Source organism: Streptomyces spiroverticillatus (assembly GCA_014650415.1).
Taxonomy (GTDB): domain Bacteria; phylum Actinomycetota; class Actinomycetes; order Streptomycetales; family Streptomycetaceae; genus Streptomyces; species Streptomyces spiroverticillatus.
Genome location: BMUX01000005.1, coordinates 319,087 through 344,573 on the forward strand (window position 1 = coordinate 319,087; position 25,487 = coordinate 344,573).

Below are 25,487 nucleotides of genomic sequence, written 5' to 3' on the forward strand. Positions count from 1 at the left end.
CCCTCGGACGGGGGAGGCGGGCCACCGGGACCGACGGCCAGCCTTGAATCATGACAACCATCCAAGTCCACCGGCTCACCAAGCAGTTCGGCTCCCGACGGGCCGTTGACAACCTCACCTTCCATGTCCGTCCCGGCCGGGTCACGGGATTCCTGGGACCCAATGGAGCGGGCAAGTCCACCACCATGCGGCTGATCTTGGGCCTGGACCGGCCAACATCCGGCACGGCCACCATCGGCGGCCGGCCCTACGCAGCCGCTGACCACCCACTGCACGAGGTCGGCGCGCTGCTGGACGCCCAGGCCGCACACGGCTCCCGTTCGGCCCGCAACCATCTGCGCGCCCTCGCCACGAGCAATGGCATAGGGGCCCGTCGGATCGAAGAAGTTCTGGAGGAAGCAGGCATCGCCCAGGATGCGGGGCGGCGGGTCAAGACGTTCTCGCTCGGCATGCGCCAGCGCCTGGGCATAGCCGCCGCCCTGCTCGGAGATCCTGGCGTGGTCCTGCTGGACGAGCCGTCGAACGGCCTGGCCCCAGAAGGGATCATCTGGATCCGGGAGTTGATGAAACGCCTGGCCCGCGAGGGGCGCACCGTCCTGGTCTCCAGCCACCTGATGAACGAGACGTCGTCCTTCGCCAACCACCTCGTCGTCCTCGGACGCGGCAGGCTGCTCGCCGACATGCCGATGCGGGACTTCCTCGACACCGGCAACCAGCCCCGGGTCAGCCTGCGCACCACCGAACCCGATCGGCTGCGCACAATCCTTGCCCGCACGGGCCTGACCCCGGTCCGCTCGGACGAGGACCGCTGGTCCGTCGAAGGCACCACGGCCGAACAGATCGGGGCGACGGCAGCGCGCGAGGGCATTCCCCTCCTCGAACTCTCCGACGAGCAGACCACCTTGGAGGACGCCTATCTGGCGCTCACCGCTCGCGAAATCGAAGAAGAAAGCACGGCATCCACCACGTCCCCCACCAGCCAGGAGACCTGACCCATGACCCCCACCGCCGTCCTGCACTCCGAGTGGATCAAGATCACATCGGTCCGCTCCGTCCGCGGCTCACTGCTCGCGATCCTCCTGTCCACCGTCGGCTTCACACTTCTGGCCTTCGCGACGATGAGCGAGTCCGACCGGGCGGGCAACGACCTCCTCGCCGGCGCCTTCACCGCCCTCAACTTCGGGCAGCTCGCCGCCCTCGCCTTCGGCGCGACGGCCATGTCCTCCGAGTACCACAACGGAGCCCTGCGCCTCTCCCTCATCGCCGTGCCCCGCAGAGGCCTCTTCTACGCGGCCAAGACGGCCGTGATCGGTGCCCTGGCCCTCACCATCGGCTGGGTGACCACCTTCACCGCTTTTCTGGCGGGCCAGGCACTCCGCGGTGACCAGGCGATCGGCCTCGACCACCCCGGCGCGGTGCGTGCCTGCATGGGCGCAGGCCTCTACCTCGCGCTCATGGCTCTGATCGCCACCGGCCTCACCGCACTCCTGCGCAGCGCCGTGGCGGTCCTCGGCATCCTGATCCCCTTCACCCTGCTCGCCTCGTTCATCTTCGTGGACGTCTCGGGCGTCGCCCAGTTCCTGCCGGACCGCGCGGGTCAGCAGTTGATCCACCAGAACCCCACCGGCTCCCTCGGAGCCTGGACCGGGCTCGGTGTCACAGCCCTCTGGGCGGCTCTCTTCCTGCTGATCGGCTGGTGGTCGATACGCCGCCGCGACGCGTGAGCCGAACGGCTGGGTCCCACTGCGGGGCGTGCCGGTCACGCTCACCGTGCTCAGCTCACCGCCCAGCACGGCTACCTCCCCCCGTCAGCCGCACCTCCACCGTGCACCACTGGGTCGGCAACCTCACCCCCGTCCGCCCGAAGCGGTCGAGCACGACCTCGTGCGGGCCGGGTTCGAGCCCTCGCCCACGCACCCAGCGGGCATCGAGGTGCGTGACGCGGTACGGGTCGGCGCGGTCGCCGACAAGGGTGGCCACGCTGCCGCGCGTATCGGCCTCGCGTATGCGGGCCGCGAGGTGGCAGACGGCCCAGACGTTGGCGCCGGTGGCGGGACCGGCTTCGATTCCGGTACTACGACGGATCCAGGCCGATGCCGCGAGAGCAGCGGCGTCCGGCACCGGGACGACGAGGTCGATCACGTCGGGGACGAAGCCGGGTTCGGTCCGGGGGCGGCCGATGCCGGGAACGCGGGAGGGCACTCCGGTGGCATGGTCGGGGCAGTTGCTCGCCCAGGAGGGAAAGTAGGCGGAATGTTCCGCATCGACTCCGGCGAGGCTGCCGGTGGGATGCGCCGACTCGTCCTTCGCATAGACGTCGATGCCCCGAAAAGCGGGACGCGGCAGTTCGAGCCGGAGCAGCTGGGTGGGCCGTGGGAGTGCCCCGTCAACGAGGCCGTCCGCTCGCACCCGCTCGAGTGCTTCCACCGTCCACGCGTCCGATCCAGAAGCCGCCATGTCCGGTTGCTCGCAGAATGGGCCGAATGCAGCGCCTGGAGTTCCTGACCTATTCCGCGAGCGGACAAGCCCCCGCGTACGTCCTGTGCGGCTTCCGTGTCGACGGCGTCGATCTGCGTACGTACGTCACAGAAGCCAGCCGCGCACACTGGCACCGCGAGTACGAGACCGACGTCCCGAGCCGGGCGGAGCGGGAGAAGTCCCTGCTCATCCAGCACCGGGGGCTGCCTCTCGGCCAACTCGAAGACCCCGTGCGGCATTTCCTGGGCGAGCCCGCCGGGGACTTCTCCCGCGAGGCCGTGGCGGAACTCGTCGGAGCGCCCGCGCCCCTGCCGCCCGGCACCACTCCCCTGCTGAGCTGCCCTTGCGGCATCTGGCAGTGCTGGCACCTGCTGGGCGTCATCACCCTCACCGCGCGGACCGTCACCTGGTCCGGCCTGCACCAGGGGCGTCGGCCGGAATGGGGCGTGCTCGCGGGCCCCTTCACCTTCGACCGTTCCTCGTACGAGCACGCACTCGCCCACCCGACCCGCCTGACGAACGACCCGCTGGCGCCGCTGGACGAGTAGCCCCCTCAACCTCAGCGCACGTCCGCGAGCTCCTCCAGCAGGCGGCGCTTCGGGCGTGCGCCCACCATCGACTTCACCGGTTCACCGCCGCGGAAGACCATCAGTGTCGGCATCGCCAGCACTCCGTACGCCACGGTCGTCTCCGGGTTGGCGTCGACGTCGATCTGCACCACCTTCAACCGGTCCCGCTCCTCCTCGGCGATCGCGCTCAGCACCGGTGCCAACTGGCGGCACGGCCCGCACCAGTCGGCGGTGAATTCCACCAGCACCGGGAGGCCCGCACCCAGCACCTCGTTCCCGAAGGTCGCGTCCGTGACCTCGTCCACCCCTGCTGCCTTGATCATCGTGATCCCCTTCCCTCGTGTCGGCCCTGTTCGTCCTGCCACGCACGGCCCAGCTCGCAGAGCGGCTCCGGCCCTTCCGGAAGTTCCGCCTCCGCGCGGACCAGCTGTGCGCCGACCTGCTCGCGCACGGCCCGCAACTCCTCGATCAGCACGTCGAGTTCCGCCAGCTTGCGCCGGTAGACGTCGAGCGACGCCGGACAGGAGTCCCCCGCCGGGTGCCCGGCCTGGAGACACTCCACGAACGGACGCGTCTCCTCCAGCCCGAATCCCACGTCCTGGAGGGTGCGGATCTGCTCCACGAGCCGCAGATCGTCGTCCCCGTACACGCGGTACCCGTTGACCGAACGCCGCGCGGGCAGCAGCCCGCGTGCCTCGTAGTACCGCAGGGTCCGGGTGCTGACCCCGGCCCGTTCCGCCAGCTCGCCGATGCGCATGGATACGACGCTAAACGTTGACCCCGACGTCAAGGCAACGTGCCGGCCTCCGGCTCCCGGAACCTTCGCGAGCGGTACGGAACCCCCGACAGCGAACCGGCCCCGTAGCGCAGCGCCAACTCCCGCACCGTCGCGGCCAGCCGGTCCCGGAGTTCCGGCGGCCCCACCACCTCGACGTCCGTGCCGAGGGCGAGGAAGGCACCGTGCGCGTGGTCCAGGGACTCGACGGGCAACACGGCCCGTGTCCAGCCGTCGGGCTCGGGCACACCGGTGGTCTCCAGCGCCCTTGCCGCCACACCGGTCAACCGGGCACCGGCTCCCGGCGCGAGACGTACGACGGCCTCCCCCTGGTACAGCCGGGCGTGGAAGTCCGCCTGGTACTGCTGCCAGTACGAAGCCAGCTCGAAGCCCTCCGGGACCTCGAACTCCGCTCCCCCGTCCGCAAGCCGGAGAATCTGGTCCACCCGGTAGGTGCGCGGCCCCTTCCCGCCCGCTCCGGCCACGACGTACCAACGTCCCGCCTTGAGCACCAGCCCGTACGGATCGAGCCTGCGCTCCACCTCCGTCGGCTCCTGCCACCGCCGGTACAGGACCTCGATCGTCCGCCCCTGCCACACCGCCTCCGCCACCTGCGAGAGGTACGGCACCTCGTCGGCCGGCGCGTACCAGCCGGGCGCGTCCAGATGGAACCGGGAACTCATCCGGTCCGCCTGCTCGCGCAGCTCGGAAGGCAGCGCGGCCCGCAGCTTGCGCCGGGCCGCCGCCAACTCGGCACCGAGGCCGAGCGCGGCGGCCGGACCGGGCACCCCGGACAGGAAGAGGGCCTCCGCTTCCGGGCTGTTGAGCCCAGTGAGCCGCATCCGGTACCCGTCGAGAAGCCGGTATCCCCCGCCGTGCCCCGCATCCGCGTACAACGGCACACCCGCCGCGACCAACGCCTCCACGTCGCGGTAGACGGTACGCAGCGACACCTCGAGCTCGGCGGCGAGCTGGGCGGCGGTCATCCGGCCCCCGGTCTGGAGCAGGAGCAGGATCGACAGAAGACGACTGGACTTCACTGTCACACGGTGTCAGCAGAGCGCCCCTACCGTCCACCCATGCCATTCAAGGAGAAGCACCTCTGGACCCTGCCGCCGATCGAGTCCGGCGGCCGCCGCATCAAGCGCTACCACGTCAGCGGCGACCCGGCCGGAATCCCCGAGGACATCGAGAAGGCGGCTTACGCGATCCTCCCCGACCTGCTCCCGCCCCCGGACGGCACGCCGCCCGCCACCTTCGTCGTCCTCCACAAGGGCGGGGACACCGGGGCGTACATCAACGCCTACAGCTGGGCCTGGGACAACGCGCTGCACTTCGACGGCGCGGCAGCGGGCCAGCCCGTCCTGGGCTGCCCCGACCAAAACCCCACCCACTTCGTCCGCCTGCGCCCCCACCGGAACAACGCCCTGAACCTCTTCGGCTGCGTCTGGGAGCTCCCACCCCTCCTCCACGAACGCAACGCCTGGGTCCGCCACATGCTCACCCCGAACACCCCGGACCTCGACGCCTACCTGTCCGACTCCCTCACCGCCCTCGACACGGGCCTGAACCCCGCACCGCCTCCCTCCGGCACCCCCGTCAGCCACAGATCCGCTTGACCATCGACTCCCCCGCCCCGGCCGCCGCCCGGTAGAAGTCGCCGAGTGCGTCCAGGTCGTCGACCAGCGACTTCTCCCACTCGGTGTCCCAGCTGCGCGAATGCCCCACGCTCCGTACGAGCTCCGCCGCCCGCCGCGGGTTCCCGGCCAACCACGCGGCGTGGTCGGTGCGACCCAAGACTCCAGCGACGGCGAAAACCTCCGTCGGGGTGAGCAGGGTGACGGCCTCGTACTCCTCGACCTCGTTGTCCGGGGTGATCCAACTGCTGCGGCGCATCTCGCCTCCGAACACCGCGAGCCCGGCCGTCTCGGCCTGCTCCGGAGTTCCGGCGTGACACTCCCTCAGCACCCGGTCCATCAGTTCGCCGTGGAAGTCCACGCCCATGGCTAGCCCGGCGGCCCACACCTCGGGCGGCTCGTCCCAGCACTCGACCATCCGCTCCAATTCCGCGGTCGTCGAAGCCGCCACCACCTCGGCCGGAGCCCTCCGCCAGTAGAACTGCACACTCATGCCCGTCCCCTTCCCCCATGCTTCGACCACCGTGCCGAGCAGCGTACGCACAGCCACTGACACAACCCGCCCGACCTGCGAAGATGCCGTCATCGGCGGACCGACCGGCAGTGACCGGAGGCAGGCCCAGTGAGCGAGACAACGGCGATCCACCAGGTCAGCGAGCAGGACCTGCTGCGACGAAGACACACCTGGCTGCTCACCGGCGCCGCCGCCCTCCTCGCCCTCCTCCTGGCAGCGGGCGTCCAAGCAGGCCAGGACGGCGGCCTGTTGTGGGTGGCGCGCGCCTTCGACCACCCGCTCGTCATCACCCTGGCGATCCTGGGACTCCTGGAGCGGGCGGCCTACGTCGGCCTGAATCATCCCGTCGCCCGCGCCCTGGCCATCGCCCTCGGTCTCCTGACCGGACTGATCACGCTGGTCTCGGTGACATACGTCCTTGTCATGGGCCTCTGGTCCACCACCGTCAGCAGCGAGAACGCCCCGGGCCGCACAGACCGCCGCGTGGTCGTGGAGTCGGTGCCCGGCATACTCGACCCGCTCTGGGAGGCGTACGTCTTCGAGGGCGCGGGCCCTTTCCAACGCCACTGGAAGCTCGGTTTCTTCAACGGCGACGACCCGGACAACGAGCTGACCGATGCCACCTGGTCCGGCCCCTCCCAAGTCCGCATCGTCACCGGCGACGGCCACGCCCACCTCATCGATCTCGACCCGGAGAGCGGCCGGCCGACCCGGCCCCTGAACCGGGGCTGAGAGTCCGCCCGCTCTCGGCCGAAAAGCGCAGTGAATCCGGTCGCGTCCGGCATGCGAAAAGGCGGAGCAGGACAGGGCACGGGCGTGTGACACTCCCCCCATGCTGGGTGTAACCGATCTTCCGACCTACCTCATAGGTCTCGTCCTGATAGTTCTGCTGCCAGGACCGAATTCGTTGTACGTACTGTCCGTCGCGGCCCGCCGCGGCGTCCGCTCCGGCTACACGGCCGCAGCGGGCGTCTGGTGCGGCGACACCGTGCTGATGGTGCTCTCCGCCGCCGGAGTCGCGTCCCTGCTCCAGGCGAACGCGCTCCTGTTCGGCATCGTGAAGTACGCCGGAGCCGGCTATTTGACCTGGCTCGCGATCGGCATGATGCGGGCCGCATGGTCGATGTGGCGCACCCGGCACGAGAAGGCCGAGGCCGACACTCCGGCGGCCGAGGCCCCGGCCGCGGTCGAACGCCCGTACCGGCGCGCTCTTGTGATCAGCCTCCTGAATCCGAAGGCGATCCTCTTCTTCATCTCCTTCTTCGTCCAGTTCGTGGATCCGGCCTACGCCTACCCCGCGCTCTCCTTCGTTCTCCTCGGAGCGCTGGCCCAGCTGGCGAGCTTCCTCTACCTCACCGCCCTGATCTTCAGCGGCACCCGGCTCGCCGCTGCCTTCCGTCGCCGCAAGCGGCTCTCGGCGGGTGCGACCACGGGCGCCGGGGTGCTCTTCCTCGGCTTCGCGGTGAAGCTGACACTGGCCAGCGCCTGAGCCCGTTGACGCCGTTGACCTCGGCCGAACGCCCGGAGACGCCTTCGCGCTCCGGGCGTTCGCCGTGTGTCCGTGACGCCATACGTCCGGAGTTACGGCTTCCGGGCCACCCACAGCGTCCTCGACGTCACGACCGTGAGGTCGTCACGGTGCAGGATGTTCTGCGGCCCCTCCTGGTCGAGGAGCGCGGCGAGCGCGGCAAGGTCTTCGGCGCCGAGCAGTTCGGCAAGGCGGTCCCGCAGCCGCTGCAAGGTGGCCTGCGCGTACCTCCCCGTGGCGGCGGGCAGCGGTGCGGACAGCCGGATGTCGAAACGCCGCTCCGTCTCGACGGCGAACCCGGCGGCCGCCAGCCGCTCCCCCCAGTCGGCGCCGAGGTGCGGCACCGCCTCGGCGTGCTGGTCCGCGACGGCCGCGTACAACCGCTCCTCCAGCCCAGGCCTGCCGAGCGCGACCTCCAGCTCCTCGGAGAGGAACCGTGGAAACGGGGAGGCGTCCATTTCCGCCACCGCCAGCAGCCCACCGGGCCGCAGCGTCGCCAACAGATCCGCGAGCGTACGCTCCGGGTCGCTCAGGTGGTGCAGCGACGCGGAGGCCCACACCAGGTCGACGGGTCCGAGGCCCTCGGGCCAGGCGGTGTCCAGATCGGCTTGTACGGTACGGACCCGGTCCTCGGCGACACCGGCCGCGGCCACCTTGGCGGTGACGCGCCGCAGCATCTCCTCGGAGAGGTCGACGGCGGTGACCTCGGCCCCCTTGAACTGCTGGAGCAGCGCAAGCGTGCCGGTACCGGTGCCGCTGCCCAGGTCGAGAATGCGGTGCGGCGGCGCGTCGGCGGTCAACTCGGCAAGCAGACCGGTGACCTCGGCGAGGTAGGAGTGCAGGACCTCGGCGTCGAGGTCGAGGACTTCGGCGAGCGCGGCCTCATCGGCCTCGGAGTGCCCGCCGTGCCCGTCGTGTCCGGCACCGTACTCATGACCGGCACGATGCTCGTGACCGTGCCCGGCATCTTGCCCCGAGTGCCCAGCACCGTGCCCGTGCCCATGTCCGTGCGCCTGGTTCCCCGGGGCCCCATTCTGCTGCGCCATCCGACCTGCTCCCGACTCTTCGTTGCGGCTCCCCGTGCTTCCGACGGTACGCCAGGCTTGCGCACCCGGCATACAATCTTGCGCATGACGCAAGACGGAGAACTCGACAACCTGGTCCGCAAGAGGATCAGGGGCCTGCGCCTGGCCAAGGGCTGGTCCCTGGACGAGCTCGCCACCCGCTGCTACCTGAGCCCGTCCACGCTGAGCCGCATCGAAACGGGCCACCGCCGGATCGCCCTCGACCAGCTCGCCCCGATCGCCCGCGCGCTGGGAACCTCCCTCGACCAGCTCGTGGAGACGGTCGCGGACGACGACGTGGTGATCCGCCCGCAGCGCGACGAGGCGCACGGCCGAACCACCTGGCTGCTGAGCCGGGAACCGGGCCCCCAGGGCATGAGCGTGGCCCGCATGCGCCTCACCAAACCGGCCCCGCGGAGCAGCGCGGAATCCCAGCGGGTCCACCCCGGCAAGGACTGGTTCACCGTGCTGTCCGGCACGGTGGAACTCCTCCTCGGTGACCGGACGATCCTGGTCGAGGCAGGTGAGGCAGCGGAGTTCTCGACGATGATCCCGCACGCGTTCGGCGCGTACGGCGGGCCCGCGGAAATGCTCTGCATCCTCGACCACGACGGCGAGCGCACCCATCTGCACCCGAAACCCTGAAAGGAACAGCCGCGTTGCCCACCCGCCCGGCAGTCCCCCGGAAGAAACCCGTCCTGCTGGCCCTCCTGCTCCTGGGGTTCGCGCTCTGGATCACCGGAATCTGCGTCTCCATCGCCCACGAACCCCCGGAGGGCTCCCCGTCGGCCGACACCCTGCGCACGGACCTCACCGAAGCCGTACGGGACCGGGACGCCGACCGCCTCCAGAACCTCTTCGCCCCGGACACGGTCGGCGACGACTACGCGGAAACCCTCCTGCCCCGCCTCACCGACGCGGGCGTGACCAATCCCCCGGCGACACGACAAGCAGCCGCCGACGGCGATTTCCTCCACCTGAAAATCCACCCGAAGGCCACCGCCCCCGACGGCCGCCCTACCTGCCTGACCTGGCAGGTCACGCAGGCGGACGACCGCTGGTACGCCGACGGAGTCCTCCCGCTCACCCCTCCGGCCTGCCCTTAGCTCCCGCTCGGCCGCGCCGTCCGATGACGTACCCACACGTTCGGCTCGACGTACACCGCCCGATCGTGCTCCAAGGAGCACTGCACCGGCACGAGCGCCCCGGGAACCTCCACGTCCCCGTCCGCCTCGAAGGGCAGCCCGGTCCACTTCCGCCATTCGGCCAGCGAGCCGCTCACCGTCATCGACGCGGGCGCGACCTTCTGCACCGTGCCGCCCGCCTTGACGTGCACACGCAGCCACGGGTCGACGGGCAGCCCGTCCTCGCGCAACTCCTGTACGTACGAGGACATGGGCACCGTCGGACGCAGGTGCTTGGCGTTGGGGCGCACCGGTGCGAGCAGGGTGTCGTGCCCCTGCCCGCCGACGGCCCCGCGCATCGCGTCGAGCATGCGGTACGACAGCCCCCGGCCGAGATAAGCGGCGTCGATCGTGATTTCCAGCGCACTGGCGACCGTCGGCAGGTTCCCCAGCCGCCGGTCGGCGAACGCCCACAGCAGCACCTGGTCCCAGCCCCCGTCGGGCGTTTCCTCACGACCGTCCAGCTCCGCGTTGAACGGCACACTGAACCCACGCGCGACAACGCGGTCCCCGTCCGTGGCGACCACGCAGTACTCCGGGAACTCCTCGACCACCCGCCCGAGCAGCGCGTTCACAACTGGCTCGTACGAGGTGAACTCCGGCCAGGTGTCGGCGATTTCGTACGCCCGTCCGATCAGTTCGGGACGCTCGGCGAATGGGCTGATGCGAATGCTGTCGTTCTCGATCACGAACCGGATCCTCCCCTACCCGAACCGGCTTGACCAGCGGTTTTCTACCGCACGTCGTCCCACGCCATCGAGCTCATCCGCCACCCGGTCGGCGTCCGGAGGAACTGGGTCGTCTTGCGGCCCGCCCCCTCGAACCACTCGCCGTCGCGGAAGCCGGACTTGCCGTACTCGCTGAAGCGGTGCGCGACCGCCCCGAAGATCTCGGTCCGCTCGGCGACCTCCCACTCCGAGAACTCCGTCAGCGTCCCGTCACCCAGCATCCGTTCCCGGGGAGCCACGAAGCCGTCGAGGTCGTAGATCACGGGCTCGTCGCCGGCGTTGCTGATGATCATCCCCTCCGGGATGAACACCTCCCGTACGACGCCGACGTTCGCACGCCGCCCTCCCCGGTTGTCGAACGCACCGAGGAAGACCTCCATCAGCCGGTCGAGTTCCGCCTTCACTCCGGCCACGCACTCCTCCGACGCCCCGGAGTCCAGAAACCACGCCGACTCGGATTCCGCTTCCCCCGCACACGACTCCAGCACACCCGACTCCCCACCCGAGGGCCGCGTCCAGCACGCGCCCACCGCGCCCGATGGTCGCCCACCACCGCCCCACGGACAAGCCCACCGCCGCGCGGAGCCGCCGTCAGACCGCCGCGCACTCCCGGTGTTCCACCGCCGCCGCCACGTCCAGCACCGTACGGGCGAGTGCTTGTGGGTCGGAGAGGGTCGAGAGGTGTCCCAGCCCCGGCCACACCGTGAGGCGACCGTCGCGGCAGGCGTTGAGGAAGGCGCGTTCGTCGCTGCGGAAGGGGTCCCGGGAGCCGTTGACCAGCCAGACCGGACCGGGATATTCGGCGAGCAGGGCAACCGGGTCCGTGCTGGTGATGGCGTCCGCCACGTCGCCCATGACCTCGCAGGACAGCCCGCCCGCACTCATGGCCGCCGCCGCGGGCGCGGGGAGGATGCGCCTGAAGCCCCGGACGCTGAGCCACTCGGCCGTATCGGGATACCGGGCCCCGAGGTGGAACTGCCCGCGGAAGAGCGACGCGTACACACCACGGGGCCTGACCGTGCACCCGAGGGCCAGCACGCCCGCCACCCGCTCGGGACAGCGGGCCGCAGCGGCGATGGAGACGTACCCGCCCGTGGAGAGGCCCACGAGCAGGGCCCTGCCGCCGAGTTCGTCGACAGCTTCGGCCACCGCGTCGACGGCGGCGTCCATGGTGAAGCGCTCCCCGCGTCGGCGCCCGTGACCGGGCAGATCGGGTGCGACCGTCCGGCGGTGCCCGCTGCGGGTGTCGACGGCCTCCCTGACGGGCTGCCACATCGTGCCGCTGACGCGGACACCGTGCAGGAAGACAAGAGGCAACGCCGATGCGTTGGATTCCATGGCTTCGTTGGGTTCCATGGCAAGAAGCTAACACCAAGTGCAACGCAACGTTGCGTTGTTTTCGGGCTCTTTGCCTTGTTAGGCTCGACAGCCATGAACGCCGAACCGCACCCGCCCGCCGCCGGCACGGGACTCGCGCCCAAGAAGCGCATCAGCGCCCCCCGCAAATCCCAGGAGATCTTCGACGCCACACTCGATCTCCTCCGGGACAAGGGGTACGAGGGCCTGACCGTCGAAGGCGTCGCCGAGCGTGCCGGGGTCAACAAGACGACCCTCTACCGCTGGTGGCCCTCCAAGGGGGCACTCCTGGGTGCCGCCCTCGTCAACGGCACGCAACTGGGCTTCCCGCTCCCCGACACGGGCTCGCTCCAGGGCGACCTGGAGGCCGTCCTGGGTTCCGTCGTCAGCCTGCTCACCGCGCCCGCGGCCTCAGGAATCGCGATCGCCGCACTCGGCGCCATCACCCAGAGCCCCGAACTCGCCGCCCATGCACGGAGTTTCTTCGCCGACCGGCTCGCCAAGGAACAGCCGATCCTCGACCGCGCGATCGCCCGCGGGGAGCTCTCCCCCGCGACGGACCCGGCTCTCCTGATGCACCTCATGGACATGCTCGCCGGGGCCGCCTGGCTGCGCGTCGCCTTCCGGCAGCTCCCGCTGGACAAGGAATTCGTCGCGCGTACGGTCCGCACCGCCCTGCACGGCGCACTCGTGCGCCCGTAGCAAGCCTCACGAAGCAGGCCCAACCGCACACAAGACGCAGGCTCAGGCGTTGCCGCCCTCCATCGCTTCCCTCAGCTTCGCCACCGTCGCGGCGGCCGCCGCCCGTTCGGTCGCGTCGTCGCTGGTCCGGGACCGCTCCTCGAGCAGTACGACCGCCGCTTCGAGCACTCCGACGTGCACCGGGACCGTCCGTACGCCCGCGAGGGCCGCCCGCGCACGGTCCGCGGCGGAGTCCACGACGGTCCCGGGACCGGACGGGATCAGGGTCGAGACGCCACGTCCGAGCGCAGGACGGTCTCGGTCGCGAAACGGCTGCTGCGCCGGGGATGAGGTCACCCGGCCAGTTTCTCCCATCGGGACCCGCCCGGATCCCACACCGTCAACGCCTCAAACGCCACGCCGACGGGCACCGCGTCATGGCGTCATGCCGTCTCAGGGCATCGCTATGGCCGCGGCCGAAGCACCCTGCTGCGAGCGCGGCGTCTTCTCGCCGACCTTCTGCGGATCGATCGTGCGCGGGTCGACGGCCTCGCCGGGCGCGCCCTCCGCGTAGTAGCCGCCGGGGGCGGTGTCGCGGTCGTGCGGCAGCAGGAAGAAGACCCGGCGCTTGTGCAGACCGCTGTCGGGGTCGGCCTCGGCGTGCTCGTCCAGCTCTGTGTAGCCGACGAGACGGCCGTCCCGGGCGTACCGCGGCTTGCCGCGGCGGCGGGGTGTCTTGTCGAGAGCCTGACGCACGTAGTCGAGGTCGTCGGGGCTCTCCAGCCACACCACCGCATTCTCGTGGGCGAGATCGCTCTCGTTCAGTAGCGAGCTCATGGCTGAAGCCCCTCCTCGTTGTGTCCGGCCACGCACCGGCCTCGGTTTTCTCGCTCCGGGCCGGGTCCGTTCTTCGGGTCCCGTGTGTGCGTCTGCCCGGAGGCTCGGTACCCATCGTAAGGCTGCCCGCTGTCAAGGCACAGTGCACGAATGGGCGTCATGTGATTGCCGGGCCGTTCGAAACGCCGGAAACGGCCCCCGCGACCGCCGGATCGTCCTCGTCCGAGAGCAGGCCAAGACCCGGGTAGTACTTCTTTCCGCTGGACTTCATCATGTCGTTCGGCGATGCCAGACCGAGCTCCTGCCGGATGCGGCTGGCGAAAGAACGTGAGGTCGCGGGCCTGATTCCCTCACTGGCGTTGCACCAGGTGCCGTACGCGGCATAGAGCACACCCTGCTCGACGCGGAGGTCGGAGAAGCGGTCGGGCCCGTTCGCGGTGGGCGGGCTCTTGACGCAGCACTCCTTGAGGAATCGGCCGATGTGGTCCTCGGTCGACTCGTACGCCTCGGTGGCCATACGTACGGAATCGGGACCTGTGAGCGGGTCCCGGGTCTCCAGGTAACTCATCGCACCCTCGATGAGCCAGTGGAGGATGCCGGGGCCCTCGTCCCGTACGAGCTCGAAGGCCAGGTTGTCGATCTTGTGCTTGTTCGGCACCACGCGCTCGAACGGGATGAGGCGGATGCGCCGCCAGAAGGCGTGTCCGCCGGTGCCGACCTCGGGGCGGTGGTTGCCGAGGAGCCACAGCTTGTGGGTGGGCGCGAAGGAGAAGTAGTCCTGTCGCATTCGGCGAGCCTTGATGCGGTCGCCGCCGGTGAGGAGCTTGACCCGGGACTCGTCGAACTTGTCGTTGGGCTTGAGCTCGGAGCAGACCATGATGCGCCGGCCGTGCAGTTCGGTGAGCTCGGTGGAGTGCTCGGAGAACTTGCCCTTCTCCATCAGGAATCCGGGCGGGGCCGCGTCCGCGTAGTCGCCGAGGATCTGGATCATCACGTCGAGCAGCACGGACTTGCCGTTGGCGCCCGCGCCGAAGAGGAAGGGCAGGACCTGCGCGCCGACGTCCCCGGTGATCGAGTAGCCGAGCAGCAGGTGCAGGAACCGGATGGTCTCCAATCCCTTCTCGTCGTCGCCGAAGGTGTCGTGCAGGAACTTGTGCCAGCGCGGGGTGGGCATGTTCTCGGGGGCGACACTGGTGGCCCGCGAGTGCATGTCCTTGACCGGATCGGGCTTGTGCATGTCGCCGGTCTGGAGGTCCACGACCCCTTCCGGGGTGCACAGCGCGTATGCGTCGCCGTCCAGGACGTCCGGGTCGAGGGTGAGCGCGGGGGACGCCTTGGCCTGCGTGAGCAGGGCCTTCATGCCGGGCGTCGACATGGTGCGCTTGCGGTGGGCGTAGAGCTCACGGTCGCTGAAGAAGCCGCGCGGGTCCTGCGCGGGCATCTGCTCGGCCATGTCGCCCGCCGCCCACAGCGCGGCCTTCTCACCGCCGGTGCGCTTCCACCGGTACTGGTCCCAGGAGTACCAGCCCAGCCCCTCGACATGGCGGAACTGGTCGCCGTACAGCTGGGCGAACAGCTTGGCGTTCCCCCGGTCGGTGAGCATGTGCGGGAGCTGGCCGAGTGTGTCGTACGACTCGTGCACGGCCAGCGGTCCGGGCGCGGCGGCGTGGCCCGACACCTGTTGGGCGGGCAGCGCGGTGCTGGCGGTCGCGGTGTCCGAATCCGGTTCGGGAGCCGGGAATTCGAGCATCTGCTGAGCGGCGGCAGTGGCGTCGAAGCTCGTGCTCTCGGCGCTGCTCATGGGCGTCCTTGGGGGTGGAGCGGTCGGGTGGCACCTGCGGCAAGGGCGGAGTCGATGATCGTGGTGTTGCGCTGCGGCTGGTGCGGGCGGGCCGTCAGGGCCGCCTGGATCAGGAGTTCACGTACCTGCGGTTCCGCGAAGTGGCCTCCGGCCACCAGCCCGCCCGCCGTGTACGCGGCCCTGTTGAGCTTCTCGGAGAAGCTCGCCCCCTCCGGGATCGCCGCACAGGCCGCGACCTCGGCCAGGAGAGGCTCCAGAAGCCGCTGTGCCGCCCTGGGAGCACTCGGGACGCGCAGGCGGGGGAAGGGGACGGTCGAGGGCGCCAGAGGGGCCTTCAGGGCTTCCAGTGGCTTCTGTGGGGTCCTGAGCGCCCTCGGGGCCTGTACGTCGCCGGGGGCCCGCGTGACGGCGGGAGCCTGGGCCCGGACCTGGACGACATGCCCGGTCCGGGTCAGTTCGTCGGCGAGCCAGTCGGGCAGGGGCGCCGGCATCCGGGCGTCGCCGACCGGCGCGTAGGTCCCCTGGGGGATCCGGTTCGTGGGCGCGACGATGTAGCCGTTGTCCGCACGGATGTCGACCTGCCAGGCCAGGGCGACCTTGGGGCTCGAACCCGTGGAGGAGCGGAAGCGGGTCTCGGGGCGGGTGTTCCGGTACCAGATGTGCAGACCTCCCGAGGGAGTGCGTACGCGGAGAGTCGTTTCGTCCTTCGCCGGGTCCTGGTGGCCGCGGTAGGCCGCCAGCAGGGCCAGCGTGTCGAAACCCGAGGCGAGTCCCGTCAGGTCGACGCGCGGGTCGATGTGAATGCCCGGCAGGAGCCGGTTGCGGTGCGGCACTTCGGCGCTGTGCGCATCCACGTCCAGCACGACGAGTCCTGCGGGGCCGCAGGCGACGCCCACTCCCATCGTCGGGTGCTCCCCCCACCAGTCGTCGATCCGGGCCGCGTTGGTGGTCGCGGCCCGGAAACCGTGGCACCAGCGGCCTGCGGGGATGCAGGGGCAGTCCCGGGTCTGGTGACCGATCTCCCTGCATTTGTTGCAGTTGGCGGCAGGTGTCTTCCGGCCCGGAGCCAACGGGTGCACCGGCCAGCCGTTGCCTGCGCACCAGCGGGCAACGTCGTGTGCCCGCACAGTCCCTGGAGGGACTGGGGTACTGGTCTCACCGTGGCGCGGCACGCGGTCGTCCTTGTCGGGGTCAGAGGTCGTGCGTTCTAGTGCTTTCAGTCCCTGTCAGTAAAAGCGCTGGTCAACGCCCTATTGGCACCTGCATGAGGGACTGAAGGGACTGAACTTTCCTATGAGCTCCTGAGCCTAGCGCAAGGGTGGGCAATCTCCGCGGGGAACTGCCGTTGTATCAGTTCTTCAGTCCCTTGAGTCCCTTTGAGCCCTCGGCGGGTGGGCGATCTTCGTACCGGCCTGGTCATGGCCTGGTACCGGGGCGTCCTGCGGGGGCGTCGGGTGCCCCCTGACCGTACGTCGTACACATATCCGGCAGTAGGTCTTTTCTCCGTCCTTCCTGCGAGAGGGACGGAAGGGTCGGGGACGGAACGGTTCAGTCCCTCCCCTTCAGTCCCTCGGTAAACCTGCAGGTCAGCGGGTTGTCCGTGCATCAGACGGGGACTGAAAGGGACTGAAGGGACTCAAAATCCTAGTTATGAGCGCTCCAAGCACATACCTGCCTTCTACACGCGTCCGCATACACACGCGCACACAATTGGGATGGATACTGCAAAGTTGAGTCCCTTCAGTCCCTCAGTCCCTTGATCAGATTGCGCTTAACCCCTCTGACCTGGCCTTTTACCGAGGGACTGAACGGAGGGACCGAACTGTTCCGTCCCTGCGGCTTCAGTCCCGAGCACGCGTCGCCCGTACCAGGAATGAACCTCACGACCGAAGAAGGCACAGGTGTTCCCAAGTCGGAACTTCAGTCCCTTCCGGTCCCTGCCTGCCGGCTTCAGTCCCTCGCGCGGACCGCCCAGCAGGTTTCCGGCGACAGCAACGGGTGCTCAGGAGACGGGCCTGGCGGTCAGCCCTGCCGCAGGGACCACGTGCGTACAGGAAGCCCAGGGGGACTGAGGGACTCAAGGACTGGGAAAATCAACTGCGGCACGGATGCGTCGGGTCTTTCCCGGCTGTGCTTCGCCGCCCTCGGTCCGTCGACTGTGTCCCGTCAGGACCGGGTCGGGGTCCCTGTTCACAAGGTCGGGCTCTGTCACTCGTACGAGCTGAATTTCGCATCTGCAACGTCTGAGGGATGTTCCTGCGATGTCTGAGTGCCGATAGATCGGGCATACGCCTGCCTCAAGGCGGTACAACCGATCATGGATTGGGGCGTACGCGCATGAACAGCAAGCAGTTGACCCAGCAAACGGCTGAGAAGAACGGCCGGCCGCAACTCCCGCAGGCGTCGCCGCAGCGCTTCTCCGGGACGACCAACCCGTTTCCCGGCGGTGCCTGGCGAGAGCCTGTGTCCAGGGTGACATCGGACCGCATGCCCGGGCCGACCCAGGGTTGGGGCACCGAAGGCGTCGCGCATGCCCGCAGGGCGGCGAAGGCATTCACCGACGGTCTCTCCCCCGCACCCGCTGCGGACGCCGCCGACTCCCTCGTGCTGGTCGTCTCCGAATTGGTGACCAACGCGGTACGACACGGGGGAGGTCGCTACACCCTCGCGTTCTCCGCGTCTGCCGAAACCCTCACCGTGGCGGTGGGTGATCCCAGTCCCGAACTCCCCCACGAACGCACTCCCGACCTGGACGACGGAAGCGGGGGCTTCGGCTGGCACCTGGTGCAGCTCCTGGCCCGCGAAGTGACGATCGTCCCGGCACGCAGTGCTCGTCCCCGTTACGCACCCAGGTTCAAGACCACCGACTCGGGCACGGCACCGGTCCAGGGCAAGACGATTCGCGCGGTACTCCCCCGGTAGCGAACGGCTTTTCCCGTACGGCAGTCACAGCCCGGACTCGCCGCTTAGCGTGAACTTATGATCGAGCCCTCCGCCTCAGAACCTTGGGAAGCGTCCGCGCCCGGTGTCCTGCGACTGCCATCCGGACGACTGGTCAGGGGGCGAGGACTACGCGGTCCCCTGCCTGCGGGACCCTCGCCGACGTACGCGATCTACCTTCTCGGCAAGCGGCCTCCCGAAGTCCCCTGGGAAGCCGCTTGGCTGCGGTGGCCCGACTTCCGGCTGCCCGCCGACCGCGTCCAGGCCCGGGAACTGCTGACCGAGGCCTTGGCAAGGGCGACCGGCGACCGGATTGAGCTGGCCTGTGCAGGCGGGCGTGGACGCACGGGCACCGCACTGGCCTGTCTCGCGGTCCTCGACGGTGTCCCGCCCGAGGACGCGGTCGGATTCGTGCGCGAGCACTACGATCCCCATGCCGTCGAGACCCCTTGGCAGAAGCGCTACGTCCGCCGCTTCACCGCCTGACCCGTCCTCCGTACGCCACTCACCGAGGCGGCAACAACTCCTCGGCCGCAGTCGCCACCACCGCGGCCGCGACAGCCGCGAGTGCGGGCGAGTCCAGCTTCCACTGCTGCCAGAACAGCGGTACGTCCATGGTGCGGTCGGTCGCGAGCAGGGTCAGCGCTCCCGACCGCAGCAGGGGCAGTGCGTGGGACTCCGGTACGAGTCCCCATCCGAGCCCCGCGACGACGGCGGCACAGAAGCCCTCGGAGGTCGGCATGTAGTGCCGGAACGAGCTCGCGGTCACCGGGGGCGTGCTGTCACCGGCCAGTGACCGCAGGAAGATGTCCTGGAGTTCGTCCCTGCGGTCGAAGGACATCACCGGCGCCTCCCTGAGCCGGTCCACGAGCCGGCCCGACGAGAGGTGCCGCTCCTCGAACTCGGGGCTGGCCACCGGCAGGTACCGGGCCAGACCCAGCGCGCGCACACTGCAACCCGCCACCGGATCCGGCGAAGAGGTGACCGCTGCCATCACCTGCCCCTCGCGCAGGAGTGCAGTGGTGTGACCTTCGTCCTCACGATGCAGCTCGAAGCAGAGGGGAGGATCCTGCGGAACCCGGGTCAGGGACGGCAGGAACCAGGTCGCGAGCGAATCGGCGTTGACAGCGATGGCCAGTCTGGTCGGCCCCTGCCTCTCCCCCGGCCCCGCCGCGAGCCCCAACTCGTCCCGCGCCCCGCGCTCCAGTAGAGCGAGCTGGCGGGCGAACCGCACGACCACCTGCCCCGACTCGGTGGGCCGCACCGGCTTCGACCGCATCAACAGCACCCGCCCGGTGCGCTGTTCCAGGGCCTTGATGCGCTGGCTGACAGCGGACGGGGTCAGGTGCAGGGCGGAGGCCGCGGCATCGAAGGTGCCCTCGTCGACGACCGCGAGCAGGGTGGACACCTGGTCCAGAGGAAGCTCTTCCATCATGAGCGCTAATGGTACGTAAGAATCTTTAGCTGGACTGAATCCTTGGGGTTCCCTAGCGTCGACGGCATGACAGACAGCACCTCGGGGATCATCACCGCCCTGCTCGCGGGTTTCGGCACCGGACTCGCCCTCATCGTCGCCATCGGCGCACAGAACGCCTTCGTCCTGCGGCAGGGAGCCCACCGCCACGCGGTCCTCGCGGTCGTCGCGATCTGCGCCGTGTCCGATGCGGTCCTCATCGCGCTCGGAGTGACGGGCGTCGGTGCGTTCGTCACGGCCTGGCCCGCCGCCCTCACCGTGGTCGGTCTCGCCGGTGGCGCCTTCCTGATCACGTACGGGGTCCTGGCCGCCCGCCGGGTCCTGCGGCCCTCCCCCGACGCCGCCCTCACAACGACCGGCAAAGCCACCGGCTCCGCTCGTGCCGCGGTGCTCACCTGTCTCGCCATGACCTGGCTCAACCCCCACGTCTACCTCGACACCGTCCTCCTGCTCGGCTCCGTCGCCTCCGACCACGGTTCCCTGCGATGGGCCTTCGGAGCGGGCGCGATGCTGGCGAGCCTGACGTGGTTCGCCAGCCTGGGGTACGGGGCGCGGCTGCTGAGCGGGCTGCTGGCGAAGCCGGGTGCCTGGCGGGTGCTGGACGGAGTGGTCGCCGTCACGATGGTGGCCATGGGAGGGATGCTGGTCGCCGGAATCTGACCTGGCCAGAGCCCTCCTGAACCCCTCACGCTCCGTCAAAAGCCGCTGCTGTCAGCCGACACGCAGCGTATTGACCGCACCAATGTCACCAAAAACCCCACGGAGGTGAGTAAGGTAACCGCATGACCGTCCCATACGCCCCGGACGACCGGGAAAAGGTAGTAGCGAAGCTCCCCGCCTCCCTGCGCCAGGAACTCAAAGTCAGAGCAGCCGAGTTGGGCGTCGACATCAAGGATGCCGTCACCGAAGGCGTGCAGGCGTGGCGTTCGGGCGACACCGAATACCCCATCGTCGACACCACCGGCGGCAGCTCCTTCTCGACGTACCTGCCCACAGGCCTGTACGGGGAGTTCAAGGACGACTGCAAGGAACGCGGCCTCCCCTTCAACCAAGGCATCGCCCAGGCCATCCGCCTGTGGCTCGGAGCCCACCCCTCCCCCCGTCGCCCCGCCCGCCCCAACGGCGCACGCCGCATCATCTTCGGCAACCAGAAGGGCGGCGTCGGCAAGACCGCCACGTCCTCCGGTGTGGCCCAGGCCCTCGCCGAGGGCGGCAACCGCGTCCTGCTCATCGACTTCGACCCGCAGGGCCACCTCACCAAGCAACTCGGCTACCAGCTCTTCGACATCGAGGAGCCCAGCCTGGCCAAGCACATGCTCGGCGAGGCCAAGGGCGACCTGCGCGAGCTGCTCGTCCCGATAGAGGAGAGCGGCTTCGCGGGCCGGCTGTTCCTGCTGCCCGCGTGCAAGGACGCGTTCCTGCTCGACGCGAAGCTTGCCACCAGCCGCTTCGTGAGGGTCAAGGAGACCGCCCTGGAGAAGGCCATGGAGCCGCTGGAGAAGGAGTTCGACTACATCGTCGTCGACTGCCCGCCCAGCCTCGGCTACTCCATGGACACCGCGCTCTACTACTGCCGCACCCGGGAGGACGAGGAGCCGGAGACCTCCGGAGTCTTCGTGCCGGTGCTCGCGGAGGACTCGTCCGCGGACGCCTACGACATGCTCTACGACCAGATCCAGGATCTGACCGCGGACATGGAGGTCGAGATCACCATGCTCGGCTTCATCGTCAACATGTACGACAGCCGCAAGGGCTACATCGCCACGTCCTCCCTGGACAGTTGGAAGGCGATCGGCGACCCGCCGGTCATCGGCATCATGCCGGAGCGCAAGGAGCAGCGTGAGGCCGTCCGCCTCAAGCAGCCGCTCCTCAGCTACGCACCCGACTGCGAGCAGTCCGAGATCATGCGCACCATCGCACGGAGGATCACCTCATGAGCGTCGCCGACCGCCTCGGCACCGGCTCCTCGTTCGGAGGCGTACCGCGCGGCCGCAGCGCCCGCGGACGCGCCAAGGCTCTCGTCCAGGGCGACGTGCCCGAGTACGAGCTGTCCCGCATCCGCCTCGAAGAAGTCGCCCCGACCCCCCTGAACCCGCGCCGCAACTTCGGCTCGGAAGAGGAAATGACCCGCTTCGGCGAGGAGTTGCGCAACACGCAGCTCGCCGCCTGCGTGGCCATCTCCCGCAAGGCCTACCTCCAGGTGTGGCCGCAGCACGAGTTGGCCGTGGGCGACGCCCAGTACGTCCTGATCAACGGTGAGCGCCGCTACCGCTGCGCCCTGCACGTGGGTCTGGAGTCGTTGGACTTCGTCGTACGGGACGACCTGGCGTCCTCGCGCGAGGCCTTCATAGACCACCTGCTCAAGGAGAACCTGGAGCGCGAGGACTTCGACGTCGTCGAGCGGGCCCGGGGCGTGCAGCAACTGGTGCTGGTGTGCAGCGAGGAATCGCCCTCGGGTGCTCGTGCCCGGGCCGCCAAGCGGCTCGGCCGCGACCGCTCGTGGGTCACCAACCAGCTCGCGCTCCTGGACCTTCCGCAGGACCTGCAGAACATGCTCAGCATGGGTTCGCTGCCTGAGCGGGACGGGCGGTTGCTGGCCCGACGGCTGAAGGAAGAGCCCGGACTCAGCGTGCCGGCCCTTCTTCAGTACCTCGGCGACTACCGGGAGCAGGAGGCCAAGACCCGCGAAGAGGTCAAGGCGGCTGCCGACCAGATCAAGAAGCGGGGCCAGAGCGCCGTCGAGGACGCCTTCACGCAGAAGAACGCGGAGCTCGCGGCGGAGCAGGCCGAAGCAGAGCAGGTGTTGTCCGCGGACAACATGCCGCAGCCGGTGTGGCAGGACGCCCCGGCCCCGCGCACGCCGGAGCCCGCTGCACCGGTGACGGCCGAGGCCACGGCACCAGTCGCAGTTCCGGCTCCGGCTCCGGCGCCTGTCGCGGCCCCCGCGCCGACGCCCGCACCGGCGAAGACCGTTCCGGAACAACCCGCGGTGGAAGCCGAGTTGTTGTCCGCGGACAACAACTCCCCGCGACCTGCGGCCCAGAAGAGCAACATCGCCGCTCCTGACGACGACGGGGACGACGAGTCGGCCGGCGACGGCGGGGCTGCATCCGTACGCTCCGAGGCGTCCCGACGACTCGTGCAGCAGCTCGGTGCCACCCCCAAGGAGCAGGCGCGCACTCTGGCCGCAGGTCTCAGCAGTGACGAACTCGTCGCCCTGATCGAGGAATTGCACCACCACATGTGAGGCTCCTCCCCCGGACCCAGGGAGTACCGGACTCAGGAGCACAGGACCCAAGGGGCACGCACCCGGCCGATCACGCCGGGGCGTGCCCCTTCGGCGTTTCCGGCTGCCCACCTTGCAGATGCCTCCCGAGTTGCGAGCCGGACACATCCATGCGGGGCCCCGGCAACTGTGTGAAACCGCAACCACCAAGATCAGGTTCGGCATATCTTCACCCGCATGGACATAGGTGAGTTGTTGGGGTCGGGACGCAGTGCAGAGATCTTCGCGCTCGACGAGCAGTGGGTGCTGCGCAGAAACCGGCACGGCGGGGACACGGCAGAAGAGGTGGCCGTCATGGCCCACCTGGCAGCGCACGGCTATCCCGTACCGGCTGTTCGCGCCGCTGAGGTGCCGTCGGAGATGGTCATTCAGCGGCTGTACGGCAAGACGATGCTCCAGGCCTTCGTCTCCGGAGAGATCACCGAAGAGGCAGCAGCGACGATCGTCGCCGAGCTCCTGCACAGCCTGCACAAGGTTCCCGCCAGGGTCTCCACCCACCCTCAAGACCGGATCCTGCATCTCGATCTGCATCCGGACAACGTGATGCTGACGGCCGAAGGGCCGATGGTCATCGACTGGTGCACGACCGCCGAGGGACCGGAGGGACTGGACTGGGCAATGACCGCACTGATCCTTGCCGAGGTGGCGGTCGTCCCGTGTCCGCCCGAAGCCGGACCGCAAGTCGCAGCCATGGCAACCGGAGCGCGGATGATGCTCACGTCACTCCTGGAGCGGCGAGGCAGTGGGATCGACCTGGACGACGCGGGCTCCGGTTGCCTTGCACGTGCGCGTGCCCGCCGGGCCGAGGACCCGAATCTGAGCCCTGAAGAGATCGGCCGCTTGGACGAGGCGGCTTCCCTGGTTGCCACCTTGGCCGCTTCCACGTCCCCGTTGTTGTCCGCGGACAACAACACCGGTGGCTGACCCTCCTCTGTTGTCCGCGGACAACACGGTGAGGTTGCCTTCTTCGTCCATGACGCTCCCGGCAAGCACCATGAATCCACTGTCTCTGGTGTCTCGCTGTTGTCCGCGGACAACAGAATTCGACGGCCGGCTCGCACTCTGAGTGCTGTCTGGTGTTGTCCGCGGACAACACCAGACAGCACTCAGTCTTCTCCGACGTGAGAAATTCGGGTGTCTCCGAGCCGGTGCTGAACGTCCTGAAGAAGCAGTTGGAGCAGCTCCGCCAGCCGGTCCTGCTGCTCACTGCTGAGGCCGCCCATCAGCTCTGCCTCCCGGCCCAGCACCTGATCGACGGTCTCCTCCACCAGGTCGTGCCCGGTCCGGGTCAGCGTGACGTGGACCGTGCGTGGCCGCCCTTCGCCCGGGCGTCGCGTGACGAGACCTTCGCGTTCCGCGCGGGCGACCCGCTGGGAGATGGCGCCCGCCGTGACCAATGAGCGTCGGCTGAGCTCGCGGGTGCTGAGGGTGTAAGGGGCGCCGTTTCTCCGCAGCACGCTCAGAAGATCCAGGGTGGCGGAGTCCACACCGGCTTGAGCGAGCACACGCCTGCGGTCGTCGCCGAGAAGCTTGGCGAGCCGCCAGATGGGAGTGACGATCCCGATCGAAGAGACGGGAGTTCCGGGGCGCTCCCGCTCCCAGGCGGCTGCGATTTCCTGGACGGGATACGTCGACGCACCGTCCGTCGGGTACTGCCCGCTGCTGTTTGTGTTCACCGGTTCCCTTGCCAAGACACCTCTCCCCTGTTTACGTTTAGAACTAAATTTAGGCCTGAACGAGAGCTGTTGGGAGGCATCGTATGTCACGTACCGTTCTGGTGACGGGCGGCGGAACGGGCATCGGCCGAGCTGTTGCCGAGTACTTCGCCGCGCAGGGAGACACGGTTGTGATCACGGGTCGGCGGTCCGGGCCCCTCAAGGAGGTGGCTGCGCAGAGCGCCAATGTGCGTGCCGTGACGTGTGACCACACCGATCCGGATGCGCTCGGCCGGCTTCTTGCGGAGCTTCCCGAGCACATCGATGTGCTGATCAACAACGCCGGAGGCAACACCGACCTTGATGCCGAGTCCGGATCAGAGGCGGATCTGATGTCGTACGCCCGAGCTTTCCGGGCGAACCTTGAGGCGAATCTGATCAGTGCGGCTCTGACGACCAAGGCTCTGGAATCCCGATTGTCGGCAGGCGGGTCCGTCGTGCAGATCGGGTCCATCGCTGCCGATCAGGCCTCGGGCTCCTACGGCGCCGCCAAGGCCGGACTCGCCAACTGGAACCTGAACGTCGCGGCGGAGCTGGGGCCTCGTGGCATCACGGCCAATGTGGTGTCGCCCGGCTACATCGCCGATACCGAGTTCTTCCGAGACCGTCTCTCCGATGAGCGTCGCAGCGCTCTGGTCGAGGCCACCGCCACGGGTCGGGCCGGGGTGCCCTCGGACATCGTGGGCGCCGTTGCGTTTCTTGCTTCGTCGGCCGCGCGACACATCACCGGCCAAGTCCTGAACGTGAACGGCGGGGCACGGAGTACCCGGTGATGTCGGAGGCCGGCGGGTGACTCGGCTGAAGGTGGCCGGGTTGTTGTCCGCGGACAACAAGAGATCTGTTGTCCGCGGACAACAACGGATCTGTTGTCCGCGGACAACGCCGGGTACTCGCTGACGGCAGTGGGGGAGTGGTGGCCG

The 25,487-nt window shown here is 69.1% G+C and carries 31 protein-coding genes; 16 read left to right on the forward strand and 15 right to left on the reverse strand.

Translation table 11 applies throughout. From position 1 onward, the window contains the following. Positions 1-50 precede the first annotated feature (50 nt). Positions 51-992: an ABC transporter ATP-binding protein gene (locus tag IE269_RS16020; RefSeq protein ID WP_189823617.1), complete on the forward strand. Its 942-nt coding sequence runs from the start codon at positions 51-53 to the stop codon at positions 990-992. Positions 993-995: 3 nt separating this feature from the next. Continuing rightward, positions 996-1,724, forward strand: a complete 729-nt coding sequence (locus tag IE269_RS16025; RefSeq protein WP_189823618.1) for an ABC transporter permease — start codon at positions 996-998, stop codon at positions 1,722-1,724. 55 nt (positions 1,725-1,779) lie between these two features. Here IE269_RS16025 and IE269_RS16030 read toward each other — a convergent pair whose 3' ends face one another. Next, positions 1,780-2,457, reverse strand: a complete 678-nt coding sequence (locus tag IE269_RS16030; protein ID WP_189823619.1) for a hypothetical protein — start codon at positions 2,455-2,457, stop codon at positions 1,780-1,782. Positions 2,458-2,483: 26 nt separating this feature from the next. Between IE269_RS16030 and IE269_RS16035 the strand changes: the two genes are divergently transcribed. After that, positions 2,484-3,026 carry a hypothetical protein gene (locus tag IE269_RS16035; protein ID WP_189823620.1) on the forward strand — a complete coding sequence of 181 codons (543 nt, stop codon included), beginning with the start codon at positions 2,484-2,486 and terminating at the stop codon, positions 3,024-3,026. Positions 3,027-3,037: 11 nt separating this feature from the next. Here IE269_RS16035 and trxA read toward each other — a convergent pair whose 3' ends face one another. From trxA to IE269_RS16050, 3 genes are read right to left on the reverse strand one after another with little or no spacing between them, the layout of a single operon-like run. Then, the gene (trxA, locus tag IE269_RS16040) at positions 3,038-3,370 is read right to left on the reverse strand and encodes a thioredoxin (protein WP_308436950.1); all 333 of its coding nucleotides are present in this window, start codon (positions 3,368-3,370) and stop codon (positions 3,038-3,040) included. Beyond that, the gene (locus IE269_RS16045; protein ID WP_189823621.1) at positions 3,367-3,804 is read right to left on the reverse strand and encodes a MerR family transcriptional regulator; all 438 of its coding nucleotides are present in this window, start codon (positions 3,802-3,804) and stop codon (positions 3,367-3,369) included. Before IE269_RS16045 ends, trxA begins: the two co-directional genes overlap by 4 nt. Before the next feature lie 29 nt (positions 3,805-3,833). Beyond that, positions 3,834-4,862, reverse strand: a complete 1,029-nt coding sequence (locus IE269_RS16050) for a helix-turn-helix transcriptional regulator (protein WP_189823622.1) — start codon at positions 4,860-4,862, stop codon at positions 3,834-3,836. Between the two features lie 39 nt (positions 4,863-4,901). On the opposite strand from IE269_RS16050, the gene IE269_RS16055 reads away from it, so the two are divergent. Continuing rightward, on the forward strand, positions 4,902-5,441 hold the full coding sequence (locus IE269_RS16055) for a hypothetical protein (protein ID WP_189823623.1): 540 nt from the start codon (positions 4,902-4,904) through the stop codon (positions 5,439-5,441). Here IE269_RS16055 and IE269_RS16060 read toward each other — a convergent pair. After that, on the reverse strand, positions 5,422-5,952 hold the full coding sequence (locus IE269_RS16060) for a hypothetical protein (RefSeq protein WP_189823624.1): 531 nt from the start codon (positions 5,950-5,952) through the stop codon (positions 5,422-5,424). The genes IE269_RS16055 and IE269_RS16060 overlap by 20 nt on opposite strands. Before the next feature lie 129 nt (positions 5,953-6,081). Between IE269_RS16060 and IE269_RS16065 the strand changes: the two genes are divergently transcribed. Continuing rightward, a complete protein-coding gene (locus IE269_RS16065) occupies positions 6,082-6,705 on the forward strand; it encodes a hypothetical protein (RefSeq protein ID WP_189823625.1) in 624 nt (207 codons plus the stop codon). Positions 6,706-6,805: 100 nt separating this feature from the next. Beyond that, entirely contained in the window at positions 6,806-7,462 is a 657-nt protein-coding gene (gene leuE / locus IE269_RS16070; protein ID WP_189823626.1) for a leucine efflux protein LeuE, read from the forward strand. Between the two features lie 92 nt (positions 7,463-7,554). On the opposite strand, the gene IE269_RS16075 is transcribed toward leuE, so the two are convergent. Further along, positions 7,555-8,547, reverse strand: a complete 993-nt coding sequence (locus tag IE269_RS16075; protein ID WP_189823627.1) for a class I SAM-dependent methyltransferase — start codon at positions 8,545-8,547, stop codon at positions 7,555-7,557. Between the two features lie 84 nt (positions 8,548-8,631). Here IE269_RS16075 and IE269_RS16080 point away from each other — a divergent pair, with 84 nt between their 5' ends. Then, positions 8,632-9,210 (forward strand): helix-turn-helix domain-containing protein, encoded by a 579-nt coding sequence (locus IE269_RS16080; RefSeq protein WP_189823628.1) that lies wholly within the window; start codon positions 8,632-8,634, stop codon positions 9,208-9,210. A 14-nt stretch (positions 9,211-9,224) separates the two neighbouring features. Beyond that, positions 9,225-9,671 carry a hypothetical protein gene (locus tag IE269_RS16085; RefSeq protein ID WP_189823629.1) on the forward strand — a complete coding sequence of 149 codons (447 nt, stop codon included), beginning with the start codon at positions 9,225-9,227 and terminating at the stop codon, positions 9,669-9,671. Here the strand turns inward: IE269_RS16085 and IE269_RS16090 are convergent. The 3 genes from IE269_RS16090 to IE269_RS16100 form a co-directional block, all read right to left on the reverse strand. Next, positions 9,668-10,438 carry an N-acetyltransferase gene (locus tag IE269_RS16090; protein WP_189823630.1) on the reverse strand — a complete coding sequence of 257 codons (771 nt, stop codon included), beginning with the start codon at positions 10,436-10,438 and terminating at the stop codon, positions 9,668-9,670. The two genes, IE269_RS16085 and IE269_RS16090, sit on opposite strands and share 4 nt — an antisense overlap. A 44-nt stretch (positions 10,439-10,482) precedes the next feature. Continuing rightward, positions 10,483-10,890, reverse strand: coding sequence for a DUF4440 domain-containing protein (locus tag IE269_RS16095; RefSeq protein ID WP_189823631.1), 408 nt, complete (start codon positions 10,888-10,890; stop codon positions 10,483-10,485). A 178-nt stretch (positions 10,891-11,068) separates the two neighbouring features. Beyond that, on the reverse strand, positions 11,069-11,833 hold the full coding sequence (locus IE269_RS16100) for an alpha/beta fold hydrolase (RefSeq protein WP_229897741.1): 765 nt from the start codon (positions 11,831-11,833) through the stop codon (positions 11,069-11,071). A 75-nt stretch (positions 11,834-11,908) separates the two neighbouring features. On the opposite strand from IE269_RS16100, the gene IE269_RS16105 reads away from it, so the two are divergent. Beyond that, the gene (locus tag IE269_RS16105) at positions 11,909-12,535 is read left to right on the forward strand and encodes a TetR/AcrR family transcriptional regulator (protein ID WP_189823632.1); all 627 of its coding nucleotides are present in this window, start codon (positions 11,909-11,911) and stop codon (positions 12,533-12,535) included. Positions 12,536-12,577: 42 nt separating this feature from the next. Here IE269_RS16105 and IE269_RS43160 read toward each other — a convergent pair whose 3' ends face one another. The 4 genes from IE269_RS43160 to IE269_RS16125 form a co-directional block, all read right to left on the reverse strand. Further along, on the reverse strand, positions 12,578-12,772 hold the full coding sequence (locus tag IE269_RS43160) for a hypothetical protein (protein WP_229897743.1): 195 nt from the start codon (positions 12,770-12,772) through the stop codon (positions 12,578-12,580). Positions 12,773-12,967: 195 nt separating this feature from the next. Further along, complete coding sequence (locus IE269_RS16115) at positions 12,968-13,351, reverse strand: DUF6009 family protein (protein ID WP_189823634.1); 384 nt, start codon at positions 13,349-13,351, stop codon at positions 12,968-12,970. A 157-nt stretch (positions 13,352-13,508) separates the two neighbouring features. Beyond that, positions 13,509-15,152: a DNA primase family protein gene (locus tag IE269_RS16120; RefSeq protein ID WP_189823635.1), complete on the reverse strand. Its 1,644-nt coding sequence runs from the start codon at positions 15,150-15,152 to the stop codon at positions 13,509-13,511. Continuing rightward, positions 15,149-16,324: a bifunctional DNA primase/polymerase gene (locus IE269_RS16125; RefSeq protein WP_438817561.1), complete on the reverse strand. Its 1,176-nt coding sequence runs from the start codon at positions 16,322-16,324 to the stop codon at positions 15,149-15,151. The genes IE269_RS16120 and IE269_RS16125 overlap by 4 nt, the downstream gene beginning before the upstream one ends. A gap of 1,315 nt (positions 16,325-17,639) precedes the next feature. On the opposite strand from IE269_RS16125, the gene IE269_RS16130 reads away from it, so the two are divergent. Further along, positions 17,640-18,074, forward strand: coding sequence for an ATP-binding protein (locus IE269_RS16130; protein ID WP_189823637.1), 435 nt, complete (start codon positions 17,640-17,642; stop codon positions 18,072-18,074). 57 nt (positions 18,075-18,131) lie between these two features. After that, complete coding sequence (locus tag IE269_RS16135; protein WP_189823638.1) at positions 18,132-18,578, forward strand: protein-tyrosine phosphatase family protein; 447 nt, start codon at positions 18,132-18,134, stop codon at positions 18,576-18,578. 19 nt (positions 18,579-18,597) lie between these two features. Here IE269_RS16135 and IE269_RS16140 read toward each other — a convergent pair whose 3' ends face one another. Further along, positions 18,598-19,524, reverse strand: a complete 927-nt coding sequence (locus IE269_RS16140) for a LysR family transcriptional regulator ArgP (RefSeq protein WP_189823876.1) — start codon at positions 19,522-19,524, stop codon at positions 18,598-18,600. 69 nt (positions 19,525-19,593) lie between these two features. Between IE269_RS16140 and IE269_RS16145 the strand changes: the two genes are divergently transcribed. From IE269_RS16145 to IE269_RS16160, 4 genes are all read left to right on the forward strand, one after another. Beyond that, the gene (locus IE269_RS16145; protein WP_189823639.1) at positions 19,594-20,226 is read left to right on the forward strand and encodes a LysE/ArgO family amino acid transporter; all 633 of its coding nucleotides are present in this window, start codon (positions 19,594-19,596) and stop codon (positions 20,224-20,226) included. A gap of 122 nt (positions 20,227-20,348) precedes the next feature. Then, a complete protein-coding gene (locus IE269_RS16150; RefSeq protein ID WP_189823640.1) occupies positions 20,349-21,503 on the forward strand; it encodes a ParA family protein in 1,155 nt (384 codons plus the stop codon). After that, positions 21,500-22,813, forward strand: a complete 1,314-nt coding sequence (locus IE269_RS16155) for a ParB/RepB/Spo0J family partition protein (RefSeq protein ID WP_189823641.1) — start codon at positions 21,500-21,502, stop codon at positions 22,811-22,813. The genes IE269_RS16150 and IE269_RS16155 overlap by 4 nt, the downstream gene beginning before the upstream one ends. 216 nt (positions 22,814-23,029) lie before the next feature. Further along, positions 23,030-23,776, forward strand: coding sequence for a phosphotransferase (locus tag IE269_RS16160; RefSeq protein ID WP_189823642.1), 747 nt, complete (start codon positions 23,030-23,032; stop codon positions 23,774-23,776). Between the two features lie 182 nt (positions 23,777-23,958). Here IE269_RS16160 and IE269_RS16165 read toward each other — a convergent pair whose 3' ends face one another. Then, positions 23,959-24,528 carry a MarR family winged helix-turn-helix transcriptional regulator gene (locus IE269_RS16165; RefSeq protein ID WP_189823643.1) on the reverse strand — a complete coding sequence of 190 codons (570 nt, stop codon included), beginning with the start codon at positions 24,526-24,528 and terminating at the stop codon, positions 23,959-23,961. Between the two features lie 83 nt (positions 24,529-24,611). Between IE269_RS16165 and IE269_RS16170 the strand changes: the two genes are divergently transcribed. After that, positions 24,612-25,340: an SDR family NAD(P)-dependent oxidoreductase gene (locus tag IE269_RS16170; RefSeq protein WP_189823644.1), complete on the forward strand. Its 729-nt coding sequence runs from the start codon at positions 24,612-24,614 to the stop codon at positions 25,338-25,340. The last annotated feature ends 147 nt before the right edge of the window (positions 25,341-25,487 follow it).

Excerpts from the sequence above, each read along its gene's own strand:
- IE269_RS16020 (WP_189823617.1), top strand. The coding sequence starts at position 51 with ATGACAACCATCCAAGTCCACCGGCTCACCAAGCAGTTCGGCTCCCGA.
- IE269_RS16025 (WP_189823618.1), top strand. The coding sequence starts at position 996 with ATGACCCCCACCGCCGTCCTGCACTCCGAGTGGATCAAGATCACATCG.
- IE269_RS16030 (WP_189823619.1), bottom strand. The coding sequence starts at position 2,457 with ATGGCGGCTTCTGGATCGGACGCGTGGACGGTGGAAGCACTCGAGCGG.
- IE269_RS16035 (WP_189823620.1), top strand. The coding sequence starts at position 2,484 with ATGCAGCGCCTGGAGTTCCTGACCTATTCCGCGAGCGGACAAGCCCCC.
- trxA (WP_308436950.1), bottom strand. The coding sequence starts at position 3,370 with ATGATCAAGGCAGCAGGGGTGGACGAGGTCACGGACGCGACCTTCGGG.
- IE269_RS16045 (WP_189823621.1), bottom strand. The coding sequence starts at position 3,804 with ATGCGCATCGGCGAGCTGGCGGAACGGGCCGGGGTCAGCACCCGGACC.
- IE269_RS16055 (WP_189823623.1), top strand. The coding sequence starts at position 4,902 with ATGCCATTCAAGGAGAAGCACCTCTGGACCCTGCCGCCGATCGAGTCC.
- IE269_RS16060 (WP_189823624.1), bottom strand. The coding sequence starts at position 5,952 with ATGAGTGTGCAGTTCTACTGGCGGAGGGCTCCGGCCGAGGTGGTGGCG.
- leuE (WP_189823626.1), top strand. The coding sequence starts at position 6,806 with ATGCTGGGTGTAACCGATCTTCCGACCTACCTCATAGGTCTCGTCCTG.
- IE269_RS16075 (WP_189823627.1), bottom strand. The coding sequence starts at position 8,547 with ATGGCGCAGCAGAATGGGGCCCCGGGGAACCAGGCGCACGGACATGGG.
- IE269_RS16080 (WP_189823628.1), top strand. The coding sequence starts at position 8,632 with ATGACGCAAGACGGAGAACTCGACAACCTGGTCCGCAAGAGGATCAGG.
- IE269_RS16100 (WP_229897741.1), bottom strand. The coding sequence starts at position 11,833 with ATGGAACCCAACGAAGCCATGGAATCCAACGCATCGGCGTTGCCTCTT.
- IE269_RS16105 (WP_189823632.1), top strand. The coding sequence starts at position 11,909 with ATGAACGCCGAACCGCACCCGCCCGCCGCCGGCACGGGACTCGCGCCC.
- IE269_RS16115 (WP_189823634.1), bottom strand. The coding sequence starts at position 13,351 with ATGAGCTCGCTACTGAACGAGAGCGATCTCGCCCACGAGAATGCGGTG.
- IE269_RS16120 (WP_189823635.1), bottom strand. The coding sequence starts at position 15,152 with ATGAGCAGCGCCGAGAGCACGAGCTTCGACGCCACTGCCGCCGCTCAG.
- IE269_RS16130 (WP_189823637.1), top strand. The coding sequence starts at position 17,640 with ATGCCCGGGCCGACCCAGGGTTGGGGCACCGAAGGCGTCGCGCATGCC.
- IE269_RS16135 (WP_189823638.1), top strand. The coding sequence starts at position 18,132 with ATGATCGAGCCCTCCGCCTCAGAACCTTGGGAAGCGTCCGCGCCCGGT.
- IE269_RS16140 (WP_189823876.1), bottom strand. The coding sequence starts at position 19,524 with ATGGAAGAGCTTCCTCTGGACCAGGTGTCCACCCTGCTCGCGGTCGTC.
- IE269_RS16145 (WP_189823639.1), top strand. The coding sequence starts at position 19,594 with ATGACAGACAGCACCTCGGGGATCATCACCGCCCTGCTCGCGGGTTTC.
- IE269_RS16150 (WP_189823640.1), top strand. The coding sequence starts at position 20,349 with ATGACCGTCCCATACGCCCCGGACGACCGGGAAAAGGTAGTAGCGAAG.
- IE269_RS16155 (WP_189823641.1), top strand. The coding sequence starts at position 21,500 with ATGAGCGTCGCCGACCGCCTCGGCACCGGCTCCTCGTTCGGAGGCGTA.
- IE269_RS16160 (WP_189823642.1), top strand. The coding sequence starts at position 23,030 with ATGGACATAGGTGAGTTGTTGGGGTCGGGACGCAGTGCAGAGATCTTC.
- IE269_RS16170 (WP_189823644.1), top strand. The coding sequence starts at position 24,612 with ATGTCACGTACCGTTCTGGTGACGGGCGGCGGAACGGGCATCGGCCGA.